Source organism: Acidimicrobiales bacterium, from assembly GCA_016716005.1.
Taxonomy (GTDB): Bacteria; Actinomycetota; Acidimicrobiia; order Acidimicrobiales; family JADJXE01; genus JADJXE01.
Genome location: JADJXE010000001.1, coordinates 385,001 through 401,253 on the forward strand (window position 1 = coordinate 385,001; position 16,253 = coordinate 401,253).

Below are 16,253 nucleotides of genomic sequence, written 5' to 3' on the forward strand. Positions count from 1 at the left end.
CCGAAGTGGATCACCCGGGCCATCTGCGCCTTGATCGCCTCCACGTTGGCGGCCAGCACCCCCTCGTCGAGCAGGTTGCGCTCGTCGGACCGACCACTGGGATCACCCACCATGCCGGTGGCCCCCCCGGCCAGGGCGATCGGGCGGTGGCCGGCGTCCTGGAACCGCCGGAGCACGAGCAGGCCGATCAGGTTCCCCACGTGCAGGCTGTCGGCGGTCGGGTCGCACCCGTAGTACAGCGTGACGGGGCCGGCCGCGAGCCGCGCGCGGAGCGCCTCGAGGTCGGTCGCGTCCTGGATCAGACCCCTGGCCCGGAGGTCGGCGAGCAGGTCCATCCCGTCAGTCTCGTCGGCTGGGAAGGCCCCGGTCCACGTGAGCGACGCCCACCACGGGGCGGGACACGAACGGGCTGCCGGGCACCGCCCACCGCCACGGGTGCGCCGCGCCCGCCGTCAGCCCGATCCGCACCCCCTGCGCGGCCGCCGGGGGCGGGACCGCTCCGTCGTCGAGCAACGCCACCCCCTCGCCCCCGACCACCAGGTCGGCGCCGTCGAGGGCCCCGTCGATCCCGAGCGCCTGGCACAGCCGCGCCGGGCCGCGGCACAGGTCGCGATCGGAGCGAGCCGCGGGGCGGGCCGCCCGCATGGCCACCAGCCCGTCGATGGGCTCGAGGGCCCGAAGGAGGACCGCCGCGCCCTCCCCCTCCTCGCCGCACACCGCGTTCGCGCACCAGTGCATGCCGTACGTGAAGTACACGTACAGGTGCCCGGGGGGACCGAACATGGTGGCGTTGCGGCGCGTCGGCCCCCGGAACGCGTGGCTCCCCGGGTCGTCCTGCCCCAGGTAGGCCTCCACCTCCACGATCCGCCCGGCGCGCCCGTCGCGGACGACCACCTTGTTCAGCAGGTCCGGCGCCACCACCCGGGCGTCGCGCCGGTAGAAGGCCCGCGACAGGGGGATGCCGGCCACCGCCACCTATGGGGTGACCAGACGGACGGCCTCGCCGAGGAGGGCGACGACCTCGTCGGGCGGAGGCGTGGGGGTGGTGGTGCCCCACGCCACCCCCACGTAGGTGATGGTGGCCGAGAACACGGGGCGCTCCCCCACCCGGCCGACGAAGCCGACGTCGAACGAGGTGCGTCCCCAACGGGTGACGCCGAGCTCGATCTCGAGCACCTCGCCCGTGCGGGCCGGCCCGGCCCACTCGATCACCGCGCGCTTGAGCATGAGGTCCCATCCCAGGCGCTCGAAGTGCGCGTCGAGCGAGCGGAGCCAGGTGTCGACGGCGTCGTCGCAGTAGGCGAGGTAGTGCGCGTTGAACACGACGCCCTGCTGGTCGACCTCGCCGTAGCGGATCCGGGTGGCGTGACGGTAGGGACCCACGGGCTCAGCCACCGACGGTGCCGCCGGCAGCCCCGACCCGGGCGGCGTCGTCGGAGAGACGGGCGCGGAAGCGGGCCAGCTGCGCCCGCACCGGCGCCGGCCCGGCCCCGCCGGGCGTGGTGCGACGGCTCACCGACATCCCGGGCCCGACGAGCGCCGCGGCCTCGGCGCCGAGCGCGGGGTGGGCCCGCACCGCCTCGGCCAGCGGCGGTCCCCCCTCGAGCGAGGCCCGGACGAGCGAACCCACCACGGCATGGGCCTCGCGGAACGGCATGCCGCGCATCACCAGCCACTCGGCCAGGTCGGTGGCGGCAGCCTGGGGCGCATCGGCCGCCTCCCGCATCCGGTCGAGGTGGAAGGTGGCCGTGGCGAGCAGCCCGGCCAGGGCCGACAGGCCGAGGGTCACCTGGTCGAGCGCGTCGAAGAGCGGCTCCTTGTCCTCCTGCAGGTCTCGGTTGTAGGCGAGGGGCAGCCCCTTCAGGGTGGCGAGGAAACCGGTGAGGCCGCCGATGAGGCGGCCGGCCTTGCCGCGGACCAGCTCGGCCACGTCGGGGTTCTTCTTCTGCGGCAGCATCGAGCTGCCGGTGGCGTAGGCGTCGGCCAGCCCGAGGAAGCCGAACTCGTCGGTGGACCACAGCACCACCTCCTCCCCGATCCGCGACAGGTGCACGCCCAGCAGGGCCAGGTCGAACAGCGCCTCGGCCACGAAGTCGCGGTCGCTCACGGCATCCAGTGAGTTCTCGAACGCGCCCGAGAAGCCGAGATCGGCGGCGGTCGCGGCGGGATCGAGCCCGAGCGACGAGCCGGCAAGGGCGCCGGCCCCCAGCGGCGACACGTCGAGGCGAGCCCGCGTGGCGAGGAGGCGATCGACGTCGCGGGCCAACGCCCAGCCGTGCGCCAGCAGGTGGTGGGCGAGCAGGACCGGCTGGGCCCGCTGCAGGTGGGTGTAGCCGGGCAGGTAGGCGTCGCCCGCCTCGGCGGCGCGCGCCAGCAGCACCTCCTGGAGCGCCAGCACCCGCCCGGCGACGTGCGCCAGCTCGCGGCGAGCGAAGAGCCGCAGAGCGGTCGCCACCTGGTCGTTGCGGCTCCGCCCCGTGTGGAGCTTGGCGCCGGCGGGACCGGCGAGCTCGGTCACGCGCCGCTCGATCGCGGTGTGCACGTCCTCGTCGGCGGGCGCGAACACGAACGAGCCCGTCTCCAGCTCGACCCCCACCCGGTCGAGGGCGGCGAGCACCGCGTCGACCTCGTCCGGGGCCAGCACCCCGGCCCGGCCCAGACCCCGCACGTGGGCACGCGAGCCCACCAGGTCGTCGGGGGCGAGGCGGCGGTCGACCGGCAGGCTCACGGTGAACGCGAGCAGCTCCTCGGCCGGCGCGTCGCCGAAGCGCCCGTGCCAGAGCGTCATTCGGCCACGTGGCCCTGGCCCTGCCGTGCGGCCCAGGTCTCGACGCCGAGGCCCCAGAGCCGGGTGAAGCCGACGGAGTCCTCGTGGCGGAACGAGTCGGCGGCGTCGTAGGTGGCCAGGCCGTAGTCGTACAGCGACCAGGGCGAGCGCCGGCCGTTGACGATGCACCGCCCCGTCTCCAGGTGCAGCCGCACCTCCCCGGTGACGTGCCGCTGGGTCTCGTCGTTGAAGGCGTCGAGCGCCCGCTTCAGGGGCGAGTACCACAGCCCGTCGTACACCAGCTCGGCGTAGCGCCCCTCGAGGCGCGCCTTCTCGTGGTGCACGTCGCGCTCCAGGGTGATGTCCTCCAGGTCGGCGTGGGCCATGAGCAGCGCCAGCGACCCCGGGCACTCGTAGGTCTCGCGGCTCTTGATGCCCACCCGCCGGTTCTCGACCATGTCGAGCCGGCCGAAGCCGAACGAACCGACGATCTGGTTCATCTCGGCGATCAGGTCGGCGAACGGCAGCGACCGGCCGTCGAGCGACACGGGCACGCCCCGCTCGAACCCCACCACCACGTCGCGGGGCTCGGTGGCGCTGGGGATGGTGAGCGACCACACGCCGGGCGGCGGGGGGGCCCACGGATCCTCCATCTCGCCGCACTCGATCGCCCGCCCCCAGAGGTTGTCGTCGATCGAGTACAGCTTCTCCTTGGTCGCGCTGATCGGGACGTCGTGGCGGTAGGCGTAGACGATGGCGTCCTCTCGGGTCATGCCCCAGTGTCGGACCGGGGCGAGCACCTCGAGGTCGGGCGCCAGCGATCGCACGCTCACCTCGAAGCGCACCTGGTCGTTGCCCTTGCCGGTGCAGCCGTGCGCCACCGCGTCGGCCGCGTACTTCCTCGCGGTGGCCACCAGGTGCTTGGCGATGATCGGGCGGGAGAGGGCCGACACCAGCGGGTACTTCCCCTCGTACTTGGCGTTGGCCTTCAGGGCCGGCGCCAGGAACTCGTCGGCGAACTCGCTGCGCACGTCGAGGATCTCGACCTCGGACGCGCCGGCAGCCAGGGCCCGCTCGCGCAGGGCCTCGCCGGTCTCGCTCGTCTGGCCGATGTCGGCGGCCATGCAGATCACCTCGCTCACGCCGCCGTCGACCTGCAGCCACTTGGTGAGGACCGAGGTGTCCAGACCACCGCTGTACGCCAGCACCACTCGCTTCGCCACGGTTCGTGTCCTTCGCTTTCTGTCGTCAGGTCGTCCGGTTCACAGCCCCGCCAGGCCGCTCAACGTTCGTGCCATCTTGGCGCCGCCGACGGTCTCGCCCGCCACCACCATCAGGGTGTCGTCGCCGGCCACGGTCCCGAGCAGGCCGGGGAGGCCCGAGCGGTCGAGCGCCGACCCCACCACGTGCGCGCAGCCCGGCGGCGTCCGGAGCACGACCACGGGACCGCTGTGGGCCACCTCCACGACCCACTCGGAGAGCACCCTCCTGAGGTGCTCCTCGGGCGCCATGCGGTCGGGCTCGTACTCGGGGATGGCGTAGACCGTGTCGCCGCCGGGGACCCGCACCTTCACCGCGCCGAGATCGTCGAGGTCGCGCGAGACGGTGGCCTGCGTGGCCACCACGCCGTCGGCCGCGAGGAGCTCCACCAGCTGCGCCTGGCTCGCCACGCTCTGGCGGGCGAGGATCCGGGCGATCCGGTGCTGGCGCTGGGTCTTGGCAAGCCGCGACCCGGAGCGGGAGCCGTGCAGGCCGGCGTCGGCCGGCTGGCGTGCGGCGCGGGGGGCCACCGTCATGCCTCCGCCCGGCCGAGCAGCCAGGCGAACAGGCCCCGGGCGGCGTGCATCCGGTTCGCCGCCTGGGGCCACACCCGACTGCGCGGGCCGTCGACCACGGCTGCGGTGACCTCCTCGCCCCGGTGCGCGGGGAGGCAGTGCAGGAACACCGCGCCGGGAGCCGCTCCGGCCAGGAGCGCCTCGTCGACGGTGAAGCCCGCGAAGCGGGCGCGGCGCTCGGCGGCCTCGGCCTCCTGGCCCATCGACGCCCACACGTCGGTGTAGACGGCGTCGGCACCACAGACGGCCTCAGCCGGATCGTGGGTGACGACGACCGAGCCGCCCGCCCGCTCGGCCCTCGTGATCGCTTCCCCCGCCGGCGCGAAGCCGGGCGGCGAGGCGACGCGGACGGCCATGCCGGCCATGGCCGCGGCGATCATCAGCGAGTGGCACACGTTGTTGCCGTCGCCCACGTAGGCCACCGTGTGGCCGGCCAGCCCGCCCCACTCCCCCTGGAGGGTGAGCAGGTCGGCGATCGCCTGCAGGGGGTGCGCCCGGTCGGAGAGCAGGTTCACGACCGGGACGGGCGACACGGCCACCATCCGCTCGAGGACGCCGTGGTGGTGCACGCGAGCGGCGATGACGGCGTGGTAGCAGGCCAGGGTGCGGGCGACGTCCTCGGCCGGCTCGCGGGTGTCGAGGCCGACCTCGTCGCCGCGGACGCTGATGGGGTGGCCGCCCAGCTGCACCACGGCCATCTCGGTGGAGTGGCGCGTGCGCGCCGATGGCTTCTCGAACAGCAGCGCCACGCCGCGCCCGGCCAGCGCCTGCGGAGGGTGGGGCGCCGCGGCCAGGTCCAGCACCGCGGCCAGCTCGGCCGGGCTCAGGTCGTCGACCTCGAGCACGTGCCGGGTCATGGGCGGGTCACCTCCCCCAGGACGCGGGCGGCCTCGTCGATCTCGGCGTCGCTCACGAGCAGCGACGGCGCCAGCCGGAGCGCCGTGGGGGTCACCGCGTTGACAACCAGCCCGGCACGCAGGGCGTCGGCCGCCACGACCCGGGCGTCGAGGCCGTCGAACTCGGCTGCCAGCAGCAGGCCGAGGCCGCGCACGCTGCGGACCGCCGGCAGCGCCCCGAGGGCGGCGGTGAGGCGCGCCCCGGCCCGCGCCGCCCGCGCCGGCACGTCCTCGGCCTCCATCACCGCCAGCACCGCCCTCGCGGCCGCCGCCGCCAGGGGCTGGCCGCCGAAGGTGGTGGCATGGTCACCCGGCCGGAACGCGGCGGCCACCTCTGCGGTCGCCCAGCAGGCGCCGATGGGCACGCCATTGCCGAGGGCCTTGGCCATGGTGACGACGTCGGGCAGCACGCCGAGGTGCTGGTGGGCGAACCACCGGCCGGTGCGGCCGAGGCCGGTCTGCACCTCGTCGAACACCAGCAGCAGACCCCGCTCGTCGCAGAGCCGGCGCACGCCGTGGAGGTACTCGGCGCTCGCCGTGTTCACCCCGCCCTCGCCCTGCACGACCTCGAGGAGGACGGCCGCCACGGTGGGATCGATGGCCGCCCCGAGGGCCTCGAGGTCGTCCCATGCGACGTGGCGGAACCCCTCGGGCAGGGGTTGGAAGGCCTCGTGCTTCTGCGGCTGACCGGTGGCGTGGAGCGTGGCGAGGGTGCGGCCGTGGAACGACCCGTACGCGCTCACCACCACGTGGCGGCCGCGGCCGCCCCACCGACGCGCCAGCTTGATGGCGCACTCGTTCGCCTCGGCGCCGGAGTTGCAGAAGAAGACCTGGCCCCCGCCGCCCAGGAGCCGATCGAGGGTGAGGGCGACGTCGACCGCCGGTCCGGTCGCGAACAGGTTGGAGACGTGCAGCAGGGTGCGGGCCTGCTCGGCCACGGCGGCCGCGACGGCGGGGTGCGCATGACCCAGCGACGTGACCGCGAGGCCCGACAGGAAGTCGAGGTAGCGGCGACCATCGGCGTCCCACAGCACGGTGCCCTCGCCCCGCACGAAGAGCACGGTCGGCGGCGCGTACGTCGGCATGAACGGGCACCGCGGGTGCCCCGGAGCCAGGTCGTCGGCGTGCACGGCGGCGGCATGCGCCGCGGCCAGGTCGGTGTCCGGAGCTCCGCCCGTCACGGCGTCACCATGGTCCCGATGCCCTCGCGGGTGAACACCTCGAGCAGCACGACGTGGGGCACGCGCCCGTCGAGCACGTGCGCCTGGGCCACGCCGTGGCGCACCGCCCGCATGCACGCCTCGACCTTCGGGATCATCCCCCCCGTGAGCTCGCCGGACCGGAGGAGCTCCTCGAGCTCGTCGGCACAGATGGCGCTGATGAGGCTGCCCGGGTCGTCGGGGTCGCGCCGGAGGCCCTCGACGTTGGTGAGGTACACGAGCTTCTCGGCGCCGAGGGCGGCGGCGATGGCCCCCGCGACCGTGTCGGCGTTGATGTTGTAGGCCTGGCCGGCCTCGTCCGACCCGATCGTGGCCACCACGGGGATCAGCTCCTCGGCCAGGAGGCGCTCGATGATCTCGGGACGCACCTCGGCCACGTCGCCGACGAACCCCAGCGAGGGGTCGCGGGGTGAGGCCAGGATCAGCCCGGCGTCCTCGCCGGACAGGCCGACGGCCAGCGCACCGTGGACGTTGATCGACGACACGATGTCGCGGTTGACCTTCCCGACCAGCACCATGCGGGCGATGTCGACCGTCTCGGCGTCGGTGACGCGCAGGCCGTCGCGGAACTCGGGCACCTTGCCGAGGCGCGCCATCAGGTCGCTGATCTGCGGGCCACCGCCGTGGATCACCACCGGGAGCATGCCGACGGACCGCATCAGCACGACGTCACGCGCGAACAGGTCGAGGCTCTCGTCGTCGCCGATGGCGTTGCCGCCGTACTTCACGACGACGACCTTCCCCCAGAAGCGGCGGATGTAGGGGAGGGCGTCGATCAGCACCGCAGCCCGCTCCCGGGCCTCGTCCGCGCCGATCACGGGAACAGCCCGGCCACGGGCAGGCCTTCGGCCTCGGGCAGGCCGAGGACAACGTTGGCGCACTGCACGGCCTGGCCCGAGGCGCCCTTGACGAGGTTGTCGAGGGCGCTCAGCACCACCACCCAGCCGGTGCGGTCGTCGACCCGGGCGCTGAGCATGGCGGTGTTCGAGCCGAGGGTCGCCTTGGTGCTGGGCGGCGCCTCGCGCACCAGCACGAACGGCTCCGACGCGTAGGAGCCGGCCAGCACGCCGAGGACGTCGGCGGACGTGACCGCGGTGGTCGGCCGGGCGTAGCAGGTGGCGAGGATGCCCCGGTTCATGGGCGCCAGGTGCGGCGTGAACAGGATCTGGGCGCCGATGGCCTGCTCCATCTCCGGCGTGTGGCGGTGCGTGAGCAGCCCGTACGCGGTGAAGTCCTCGTCGACGGCGCAGAAGGCGGTGGTCGCCTTCGGCGGCCGGCCCGCCCCCGACACACCGCTGGCGGCGTCGACGATCACGCCCGTCGTCTCGATCACCCCGGCCCGCACCAGCGGGGCCAGCGCCAGCGATGCGGCGGTGACGTAGCAGCCCGCCGCGGCGACCGCCGTGGCCCCGTCGAGAGCGGGCCGGAAGAGCTCGGGCAGCCCGAACACGAACTGGCCGAGCTGGTCGGGACAGGCGTGCTCCTCCCCGTACCACCGGGGATAGAGCGCCGGATCCTTCAGGCGGAAGTCGGCCGAGAGGTCGACGACGGCCCCGACCCGCGGCCTGAGGCCGGGCACGATCGCCTGGGCCGCACCGTGCGGGAGCCCGAGGAACACCAGGTCGAGACCGTCCAGCGCGTCCGGGTCGTAGGGGTCGAAGACCAGGCCGGGATAGGCCGCGGCCAGGCTCGGGTACAGGTCGGCCACGGGTGTGCCGGCCTGGGAGTCCCCGGTCGCCACGTGCACGGCCAGCCCGGGGTGCCCCGCGCACAGCCGGAGCAGCTCGGCTCCCGTGAAGCCCGACGCACCCACGATCCCGACCCGGAACACGCCCGCCACAATACAGCACACTGCATAGTCATGCGAACAGGGGCTCGGGTCATCCGCGGAGCGTGGCCCGGTGCGCCGTCTCCACCGCGCCGATGCAGCGCGCCCGCACCTCGCCGACCTCGGCGTCGGTGAGGGTGCAGTCGAGCGCCTGCAGGCGCAGGGAGAACGCCAGGCTGCGGGCGCCCTCGGCCACACCCGCCCCGCGGTACACGTCGAACAGCCGGAGGGCGCTCAGCAGCTCGCCCGCGGCGGCGCGCAGCGTCGCCTCGACGTCCGCCGCCGGCTCGGTGTCGGGCACCACGAAGGCCAGGTCGACGTCGCTCGAGGGGAACCGGCTCACCGGCCGGTAGGGCCGCTCCCCCCGTGCCAGCGCGAACAGCGCGCCCAGGTCGAGGCCGAGCCACCCGACCCGCTCGACGATCCCGTGGGCGGCCAGCACGTCGGGGTCGATCTCGCCGACCTCGCCGATCGGGGCACCGCCGGCCACCAGCTCGGCGGAGCGGGTGGGGTGCAGGCCGGGCGGTGTGGCGGCGCGCACCTCGACGCCGTCGACCCGCAGGGCCGCGGCCAGCACGTCCCAGGCCCGCTTGGCCTCGGCCGCGTCGGCCCCGGCCAGCACCGCCCCCACGCGCTCCCGCTCGTCGGGCAGCTCCTCGCCGGGTCGGGGGGCGCCGAACACGTGGCCGATCTCGAAGAGGCGGGCGCCGGGCTGGCGGTGGTTCGCGTTGTGGGCCACGGCGCGGAGCAGCCCCGGCAGGAGCGACGTGCGCAGCACCGACTCCTCGGCGGCGAGGGGGTTCGCCAGGCGGACGCCGGCGGGGTCGAGGCCGGCGCGCTCCAGGTCGCCCGGAGCGAGGAAGGGGAGCGGCATCGCCTCGGAGAGCCCGAGACCCGTCAGCACGTCGCGCACCAGTCGGCGGGCCCGCTGGAAGGGCGTGAGGCTCCCTGCCTGGGTGGACCGGGGCACGCGCGCCGCGATCCGCGCGTAGCCGTGGTGCCGGGCGATCTCCTCGATCGCGTCGGTCTCGGTGCTGGAGTCGAGGCGCCACGACGGCAGGGCGACCGAGAGCACGCCCTCGGCGACCCGCTCGGTGGTGAACCCGATCGGGTCGAGATAGCCGGCCACCTGCTCCTCGGCGAGCTCGGCGCCGAGCAGCGCGTTCACCCGCGCCATGCGGACCGTGACGTGCCCGCGCTCGGGGAGCACGCCCCGCTCGTCGATCGGGTCGGGCGCGGCCGTGGCGCCGAGCAGCTGGCAGAACCGGGCCATCGCCAGGTCGATGACCCAGGGGTCGCAGCCACGCTCGAACCGCGCCGACGCCTCGGTGCGCAGACCGAGGCGCTTCGAGGTGCGGGCGACCGCCATGGGCTCGAACCACGCCATCTCGACCAGCACGGAGCCGGTGTCGGGGGCGATCTCGCTGGAGGCGCCGCCCATGATCCCGGCGATGCCGACCGGGGCGTCGCGGGCGTCGCAGATGAGCAGGTCGTCGCCGACGAAGCGCCGCTCGACGTCGTCGAGGGTGACCATGGTCTCCCCCGGCCGCGCCCGGCGCACCCGCAACCCCCGGCCGGGGACACGGGCCAGGTCGTAGGGATGGTTGGGCTGGCCGAGCTCGAGCATCACGTAGTTCGAGACGTCGACCACGTTGTTGATCGGGCGCATGCCGGCGAGGGTCAGCCGGTCGGCCAGCCAGCGCGGCGACGGCCCCACGGACACCCCCTCGAGCACCCGGGCCACGAACCGGCCGCAGAGGTCGGGGTCGACGATCTCCACCGAGGCCAGCGCCGACGTGGCCGTGTCGCCGGCCTCCACGAGCACCGGCTCGGGGAGCGTGAACGGCACCCCCGAGCGCGCCGCCAGGTCGCGAGCCACCCCGGCCACCGACATGGCGTCGGGCCGGTTCGGGTTGATCTCCAGGTCGAACACCACGTCGGCCGTGATGCCGAGCGCCTCGGCCAGGGGCGCACCCACCTCCAGCGCGCCGTCGAGCACGAGGATGCCGGCGGCGTCGGAGCCGAGCTGCAGCTCGGCGGCCGAGCACAGCATGCCGTTCGACCACTCGCCGCGGAGCTTGCGCCGCCCGATCTCGAGGCCGCCCGGCATCACCGTGCCCAGCGTCGCCAGCGGCACCAGGTCACCGACCCGCATGTTGAACGCGCCGCAGCAGATCTGGAGGGCCTCGCCGTCGCCACGGTCGACCTCGACCAGCTGGATGCGGTCGGCCTGGGGGTGGGGCCGCAGCGACAGGACCCGGGCCACCACGATCCCGCCGAGCCCCTCGCCGACGCGCTCGAGCGACTCGACCGTCATCCCGAGGTCGCTCATCGTCTCGGCCAGCTCGGCCGGGTCGCCGTCCAGGGGGGCCAGCTCGCGCAGCCACGACAGCAGGACGCGCATCAGAACTGCTCCAGGAAGCGCAGGTCGTTGCTGAACAGCTCGCGGATGTCGTCCACACCGTGGCGTTGCGCGGTCATCCGGTCGATGCCGAAGCCGAAGGCGAACCCGGTCCAGGTCTCGGCGTCGATCCCGACGGCCCGGAACACGTTGGGGTGGACCATCCCGCAACCCCCCAGCTCGAGCCACCCGGTGCCGCCGCAGCTGCGGCAGCCGCTGCCGCCGCAGAACACGCAGCTGATGTCGTACTCGGCCGACGGCTCGGTGAACGGGAAGTACGAGGGGCGGAGCCGGCTGTGGATGGAGGCCCCGAAGTACGCCGACGTGAACTCCTCCAGGGTGCCCGCCAGGTCGCCGAAGGAGATGCCCCGGTCGACCACCAGGCCCTCGATCTGGTGGAAGACCGGCATGTGACTGGCGTCGGCCGTGTCGCGCCGGTAGACGCGACCGGGCATCACCGCGTAGACCGGCGGCTGCTGCTCGAGCATCACGCGGATCTGCACCGGGGAGGTGTGCGTGCGGAGCAGGATGCTCTCGCCGTCGCCCAGCTCGAGGTAGAGCGTGTCCCACATGGTCCGCGAGGGGTGCGCGGCGGGGATGTTGAGCGCCTCGAAGTTGTACCAGTCGGTCTCGACCTCGGGCCCCTCGGCCACCTGGAAGCCCATGCCGACGAACACGTCCTCGAGGTGCTCGATGGCCTGGGTCACCAGGTGCAGGTGGCCCCGGCCCCGTTCCGCGTGGACCTCGGTCAGGTCGAGGCGCTCCGCGGCGAGGCGCTGGACGCGCGCCGTCGCCTCGAGGGCACGGCGGCGAGCCGCGACGGCCTCCTCGACGCGGGCCCGCGCCTGGTTGAGGGCCTGGCCCTCGGCGCGGCGCTCGTCCGGGCCGAGGGCGCCCAACCGCTGCTTGAGCTTGGAGAGCTCGGAGCGCTTGCCCAGCACGTCGGGCTCCAGGGCCCGCAGCTCGTCGAGCGTGGCGGCCGCCTCGATCCGATCGAGCGCGGCGCCTGCGGCCTGCTGGATGTCGTCGCTCACGGGCGGGAAGGCTAGGGCACCCCGGCGACGGCCCGGGAACGGGTTCGGGCCGCCCGGATCAGTGGTGGAACGACTGCTCGGCCAGCTCGGCGGGGATCGGCGCGCTCAGGCGGCCGAGCCAGTCGCACGCCTGGCGGAGGTCGCGCAGGAACAGCTCGGCCAGGTCGGGGCTGACACCGTTGCGAACCACGATCCGCAGGACCGACAGGTCCTCACGGTTGGCCGGCATGGTGTAGGCGGGGACGAGCCAGCCCCGCTCACGGAGCTTCCGCGACAGGTCGAACACGGTGTACGTCGTGATCGAGGGCTTCACCTTGAACGCGAACACCGGGAGCTCGTCGCCCCGGGTCACCAGCTCGAAGGGACCGAGCCGCTCGATGCTCGACGACAGGTGGAGGGCGACGTCGCGGCACGTCTGCTGGATGCGCCGGTAGCCCTCTCGACCCAGCCGCAGGAACATGTAGTACTGGGCGATCACCTGGGAGCCCGGGCGGGAGAAGTTGAGCGCGAACGTGGGCATGTCGCCGCCGAGGTAGTTCACCTTGAAGACGAGCTCGTCGGGGAGGTTGGCGGCCACGCGCCACACCACCCAGCCGACGCCCGGGTACACGAGGCCGTACTTGTGGCCGGACGTGGAGATGGAGGCGACCCGCTCGAGGCGGAAGTCCCACACCAGGTCGGGGTCGAGGAAGGGGGCGACGAAGCCACCGGACGCCGCGTCGACGTGGACCGGGACGTCGATCCCCTGCTCGGCGGCCAGCCGGTCGAGGGCGGCACAGATGTCGGCGACGGGCTCGTAGCTCCCGTCGAAGGTGGAGCCGAGGATCGCCACCACGCCGATCGTGTTCTCGTCGACGAACGGCAGCATCCGCTCCGGCGTGAGGTGGAGCAGGTCGCCCTCGGCGGGCACGAAGCGGGGCTCGACCTCCCAGAAGTTGGCGAACTTCTCCCACACGACCTGCACGTTGGAGCCGAACACGATGTTGGGCCGGTCGGCGGGCCGGCCCGCCGCCCGGCGGCGCTGCTGCCAGCGCCGCTTGAGGGCGAGCCCGCCGAGCATGCACGCCTCGGACGACCCGGTGCACGACACCCCGGCGGTGTGCTCGGCCTCCGGCGAGTGCCAGAGGTCGGCGAGCATCCGCACGCAGCGCCGCTCGATGTCGGCCGTCTGCGGGTACTCGTCCTTGTCGATCATGTTCTTCTGGGCGGTCTCGGCCATCAGCCGGTCCGCCTCGGGGTCCATCCAGGTGGTGACGAAGGTCGCCAGGTTGAGCCGGGCGTTGCCGTCGAGCATCACCTCGTCGCGGACCAGCTGGTAGGCCGTCTGAGGGAGGATCTCGCCGTCGGGGAGGCGCAGCCTGGGCAGCCCGTGGCGCGCGCCCGCTCGTGTGAACACCGGGTCCACGGTCCGCTCGTCGCGGGCCGGCGTGCCCCCCACCTCGCCCGAACCCGTCATCCCTGCCTCCTCGTGCTCGTCCTCGGCCGGACCCTAGCCACTCGCTCCCGCCGCGACCCGACGCTGGCGGGCGACCTCGAAGCACATCACGGCGCCGGCCGCGGCCACGTTGAGCGACTCGGCCCGCCCCCCCATGGGGATCGTGACCACCTCGTCGAGGAGCGACACCGTCCCGGGCCCGAGCCCGCGCGCCTCGCCGCCCAGCACGACGGCGACCGGGCGGGTGAGGTCGACGGCGTCGTAGTCGGACCCGCCTCCCGCCACCGTCCCCACCCGCCGGAGGCCCTGGGTGCCAAGCGCCGCGAGGACGGCGGGAGCCGCCCCCCCGGCCACCACCGGGATCCGCAGGACCGATCCGGCCGACGCCCGCACCGCCTTGGGCGAGAAGGGGTCGACCGAGCCGGCGCACACGACGAGGGCGTCGGCGCCGGCCGCCTCGGCCGTGCGCAGGAGGGTGCCGGCGTTGCCGGGGTCGGCCAGATCGACGGCGACGACCACGAACGTGGCCGCGGCCGGCACGTGCGCACCGGCGGGCAGGGTGGCAACGGCCAGCACCGCTCGGGGTGTCACCGTGTCGGCCACGCGCTCGAGCACGCCGTCGGCCAGCTCGAGGCGCTCGGCTCCGGCGGCCACGGCCCGATCGGCCAGCCCGGCCAGCTCGGGCGGCGCGCCCGCGGGCAGGGCCACCGCCTGCAGGGGCCAGCCGCAGGCCAGGGCCTCACCCAGCAGGGTGGGCCCCTCCAGCACGAACGCACCCTCGTCCAGGCGCGCACTGCGGCGCCTCAGGAGGCGCCGCAGCCGCTGGACCTCGGGGTTGCGGATCGAGAGGCCGGCCGTGGTCGCCTCGTCCGGGGCTAGGACGCCTGGCGGGCGCTCTCGGCGACCCGCACGAGGGCCGCGAAGGCCGCAGGATCGGTGACCGCCAGATCGGCCAGCACCTTGCGGTCGACCTCGACGTCGGCCGCCTTCAGCCCGCTGACGAACCGGCTGTACGACATGCCCTCGAGCCGGCAGGCGGCGTTGATCCGCTGGATCCAGAGCGCCCGGAAGTCGCCCTTGCGGGCCCGCCGATCGCGGTACGCGTACTGCAGCGAGTGCATCACCTGCTCGTTCGCGGCGCGATACGAGCGGCTCTTGTTGCCGTAGTAGCCCTTGGCCCGCTCGAGGGTGGCCCGGCGGTGCTTCTTGCTGTGGACGGCGCGCTTCACCCTGGCCATCGATGCTTCCTTTCCGAGGTGAGGAGGGGACGGTGCCGCTCAGCGACCGAGGAGCCGCTTCACCTCGCGGGTGTCGGCGTCGGCCACGACCGCGGTCCGGTTCAGGCGTCGGGTGCGCGTGCTCGGCTTCTTCTCGAGCATGTGGTTCATGTTGGCCTGGCGGCGCATCAGCTTGCCGCTGCCCGTCACCTTGAAGCGCTTGGCCGCGCCGCGGTGGGTCTTCATCTTCGGCATCGTCGTCTCCTGGGGTTGCTAGGGCTGGGCCGGACCCGCCGCGGTCGCCTCGTCGGCCGACGCGGCCCCCTCGGCGGGGGCCACGGCAGGCTCGGCGCCCGTGGCCTCGGGCTCGGACCGCTTGCTGGCGGCCTTGGCCGCCGCTGCCTGCGCCCGCTTGTCGGGGGCCAGCACCATGGTCATGTTGCGCCCGTCGAGCCGGGGGGCGGCCTCCACCTTCGCCAGCGCGGAGACCTGGTCGGCGACCTGGTCGAGGATCCGCATGCCCAGCTCGGGGTGGTACACCTCCCGACCCCGGAACATGATCGTCACCTTGACCTTGTGGCCCTCGGCCAGGAACTCGGCGATCTTGCGGGTCTTGGTGTCGAAGTCGCCGCCGCCGATCTTGGGCCGGTACTTCATCTCCTTGATGGAGACGTGGCTGGCCTTGCGACGGGACTCCTTGGCCCGCTGGGCCTCCTCGTACTTGTACTTGCCGTAGTCCATGATCCGGCACACGGGAGGGTTGGCCAGGGGCGCCACCTCGACCAGGTCGAGATCGAGCTCGCGGGCCATGTGGAGCGCCTCGGGCAGCGGCTTGATGCCGATCTGCTGGCCGTCGTGCGAGACCAGGCGCACCTCGCGGGCACGGATGCGGTCGTTGATCCGGGGCTCGTTGTTGGGGGTGGGCGCAGCTATCGGAGTGCTCTCCGGGGCAAAGGGAAACCTCCCTGGTGGCGGGCAGGACATGGCAGCAAGCCGACGCCTGACCGCCGACCGCCACCCGGAGGGGTGGGGCTGGCGCCGCAGCGAGCGACCCGGACGCACCTCACCCCGCGAGCAGGGCTCGGAGGGCTCGTGGCCGGGTGGGGACCGTGCGCGGGCCGTGTGACCCGGGCCGTGGCCCCGCTTCCTGTCTGTTGTGGTGTCGTAGGGTAGCCGACATGAGCAGCCTGTGGACACCAGAGGGTGAGCACCGGGTGGGGCCGCAGCAGGCACCGGCCGCGACCCCTCCCCCGCCACGGGCCGACGACGCGCTCGCCGACGACGCGCTCGCCGACGACGAGCTCGACCCTGCCACGGCGGAGGCGGTCATGGCCGAGATGGCCCGGGTCCGCGAGCAGCTCGCCGAGGTGCCGGCCGAGGTGGTCGTGGCGAACCACGCCATGGGCCTGTACGAGCTGGCCGCCATCCACCTCAGCCAGGACCCCCCGAGCCTGGGTCAGGCGAAGTTGGCGATCGACGCGGTGGGCTGCCTCGTCGAGGGCCTGCGGGGCCGCCTCGGCGAGCCCGAGGCCACGCTGCTCGATGCCCTGACCCAGATCCGCCTGGCCTTCGTGCAGATCCAGGGCGCCACCGGCGCGACCGACTGACGGCCCCGGCAGG

18 protein-coding genes (1 of these 18 cut by a window edge) are annotated in these 16,253 nt (G+C 74.0%); 1 reads left to right on the plus strand and 17 read right to left on the minus strand.

Annotated elements, in window-relative coordinates; all coding sequences use genetic code 11:
• The 17 genes from IPM45_01930 to IPM45_02010 all read right to left on the minus strand — a co-directional run.
• Nucleotides 1-335: the beginning of a tyrosine--tRNA ligase gene (locus IPM45_01930; protein MBK9178326.1), read on the minus strand. Its footprint begins 943 nt before the window's first position; 335 of the gene's 1,278 nt are visible here — the first part of the coding sequence; the start codon lies at nt 333-335; its stop codon lies beyond the left edge, outside the window.
• A gap of 4 nt (nt 336-339) precedes the next feature.
• Nucleotides 340-960, minus strand: a complete 621-nt coding sequence (locus IPM45_01935) for a DNA-3-methyladenine glycosylase (GenBank protein ID MBK9178327.1) — start codon at nt 958-960, stop codon at nt 340-342.
• A 15-nt stretch (nt 961-975) separates the two neighbouring features.
• Nucleotides 976-1,383: an acyl-CoA thioesterase gene (locus IPM45_01940; protein ID MBK9178328.1), complete on the minus strand. Its 408-nt coding sequence runs from the start codon at nt 1,381-1,383 to the stop codon at nt 976-978.
• Nucleotides 1,384-1,387: 4 nt separating this feature from the next.
• Nucleotides 1,388-2,788 carry an argininosuccinate lyase gene (argH, locus tag IPM45_01945; GenBank protein MBK9178329.1) on the minus strand — a complete coding sequence of 467 codons (1,401 nt, stop codon included), beginning with the start codon at nt 2,786-2,788 and terminating at the stop codon, nt 1,388-1,390.
• A complete protein-coding gene (locus IPM45_01950) occupies nt 2,785-3,990 on the minus strand; it encodes an argininosuccinate synthase (protein ID MBK9178330.1) in 1,206 nt (401 codons plus the stop codon). The genes argH and IPM45_01950 overlap by 4 nt, the downstream gene beginning before the upstream one ends.
• 39 nt (nt 3,991-4,029) lie before the next feature.
• The gene (gene argR / locus IPM45_01955) at nt 4,030-4,563 is read right to left on the minus strand and encodes an arginine repressor (protein ID MBK9178331.1); all 534 of its coding nucleotides are present in this window, start codon (nt 4,561-4,563) and stop codon (nt 4,030-4,032) included.
• Complete coding sequence (gene argF, locus IPM45_01960; protein MBK9178332.1) at nt 4,560-5,459, minus strand: ornithine carbamoyltransferase; 900 nt, start codon at nt 5,457-5,459, stop codon at nt 4,560-4,562. Before argF ends, argR begins: the two co-directional genes overlap by 4 nt.
• Nucleotides 5,456-6,583, minus strand: coding sequence for an acetylornithine transaminase (locus IPM45_01965; GenBank protein ID MBK9178333.1), 1,128 nt, complete (start codon nt 6,581-6,583; stop codon nt 5,456-5,458). The genes argF and IPM45_01965 overlap by 4 nt, the downstream gene beginning before the upstream one ends.
• A 92-nt stretch (nt 6,584-6,675) precedes the next feature.
• Nucleotides 6,676-7,536, minus strand: coding sequence for an acetylglutamate kinase (argB, locus tag IPM45_01970; GenBank protein MBK9178334.1), 861 nt, complete (start codon nt 7,534-7,536; stop codon nt 6,676-6,678).
• Nucleotides 7,533-8,549, minus strand: a complete 1,017-nt coding sequence (locus IPM45_01975) for an N-acetyl-gamma-glutamyl-phosphate reductase (GenBank protein MBK9178335.1) — start codon at nt 8,547-8,549, stop codon at nt 7,533-7,535. The genes argB and IPM45_01975 overlap by 4 nt, the downstream gene beginning before the upstream one ends.
• Nucleotides 8,550-8,598: 49 nt before the next feature.
• Complete coding sequence (locus tag IPM45_01980) at nt 8,599-10,950, minus strand: phenylalanine--tRNA ligase subunit beta (protein ID MBK9178336.1); 2,352 nt, start codon at nt 10,948-10,950, stop codon at nt 8,599-8,601.
• The gene (gene pheS, locus IPM45_01985) at nt 10,950-11,981 is read right to left on the minus strand and encodes a phenylalanine--tRNA ligase subunit alpha (protein MBK9178337.1); all 1,032 of its coding nucleotides are present in this window, start codon (nt 11,979-11,981) and stop codon (nt 10,950-10,952) included. The genes IPM45_01980 and pheS overlap by 1 nt, the downstream gene beginning before the upstream one ends.
• Nucleotides 11,982-12,039: 58 nt before the next feature.
• Nucleotides 12,040-13,437: a glutamate decarboxylase gene (locus IPM45_01990; GenBank protein MBK9178338.1), complete on the minus strand. Its 1,398-nt coding sequence runs from the start codon at nt 13,435-13,437 to the stop codon at nt 12,040-12,042.
• Nucleotides 13,438-13,470: 33 nt separating this feature from the next.
• A complete protein-coding gene (locus IPM45_01995; protein MBK9178339.1) occupies nt 13,471-14,184 on the minus strand; it encodes an RNA methyltransferase in 714 nt (237 codons plus the stop codon).
• A gap of 107 nt (nt 14,185-14,291) precedes the next feature.
• Nucleotides 14,292-14,654 (minus strand): 50S ribosomal protein L20, encoded by a 363-nt coding sequence (gene rplT / locus IPM45_02000; protein ID MBK9178340.1) that lies wholly within the window; start codon nt 14,652-14,654, stop codon nt 14,292-14,294.
• 39 nt (nt 14,655-14,693) lie between these two features.
• Nucleotides 14,694-14,888: a 50S ribosomal protein L35 gene (gene rpmI, locus IPM45_02005; protein MBK9178341.1), complete on the minus strand. Its 195-nt coding sequence runs from the start codon at nt 14,886-14,888 to the stop codon at nt 14,694-14,696.
• A gap of 18 nt (nt 14,889-14,906) precedes the next feature.
• A complete protein-coding gene (locus tag IPM45_02010; protein MBK9178342.1) occupies nt 14,907-15,533 on the minus strand; it encodes a translation initiation factor IF-3 in 627 nt (208 codons plus the stop codon).
• A gap of 278 nt (nt 15,534-15,811) precedes the next feature.
• On the opposite strand from IPM45_02010, the gene IPM45_02015 reads away from it, so the two are divergent.
• Entirely contained in the window at nt 15,812-16,240 is a 429-nt protein-coding gene (locus IPM45_02015) for a hypothetical protein (GenBank protein ID MBK9178343.1), read from the plus strand.
• Nucleotides 16,241-16,253: the final 13 nt, after the last annotated feature.

Bases quoted from the DNA above. Each gene is read 5' to 3' on its own strand.
- argH (MBK9178329.1), bottom strand. From the start codon at position 2,788: ATGACGCTCTGGCACGGGCGCTTCGGCGACGCGCCGGCCGAGGAGCTG.
- argR (MBK9178331.1), bottom strand. From the start codon at position 4,563: ATGACGGTGGCCCCCCGCGCCGCACGCCAGCCGGCCGACGCCGGCCTG.
- argF (MBK9178332.1), bottom strand. From the start codon at position 5,459: ATGACCCGGCACGTGCTCGAGGTCGACGACCTGAGCCCGGCCGAGCTG.
- IPM45_01965 (MBK9178333.1), bottom strand. From the start codon at position 6,583: ATGCCGACGTACGCGCCGCCGACCGTGCTCTTCGTGCGGGGCGAGGGC.
- IPM45_01980 (MBK9178336.1), bottom strand. From the start codon at position 10,950: ATGCGCGTCCTGCTGTCGTGGCTGCGCGAGCTGGCCCCCCTGGACGGC.
- IPM45_01990 (MBK9178338.1), bottom strand. From the start codon at position 13,437: ATGACGGGTTCGGGCGAGGTGGGGGGCACGCCGGCCCGCGACGAGCGG.
- rplT (MBK9178340.1), bottom strand. From the start codon at position 14,654: ATGGCCAGGGTGAAGCGCGCCGTCCACAGCAAGAAGCACCGCCGGGCC.
- rpmI (MBK9178341.1), bottom strand. From the start codon at position 14,888: ATGCCGAAGATGAAGACCCACCGCGGCGCGGCCAAGCGCTTCAAGGTG.
- IPM45_02015 (MBK9178343.1), top strand. From the start codon at position 15,812: ATGAGCAGCCTGTGGACACCAGAGGGTGAGCACCGGGTGGGGCCGCAG.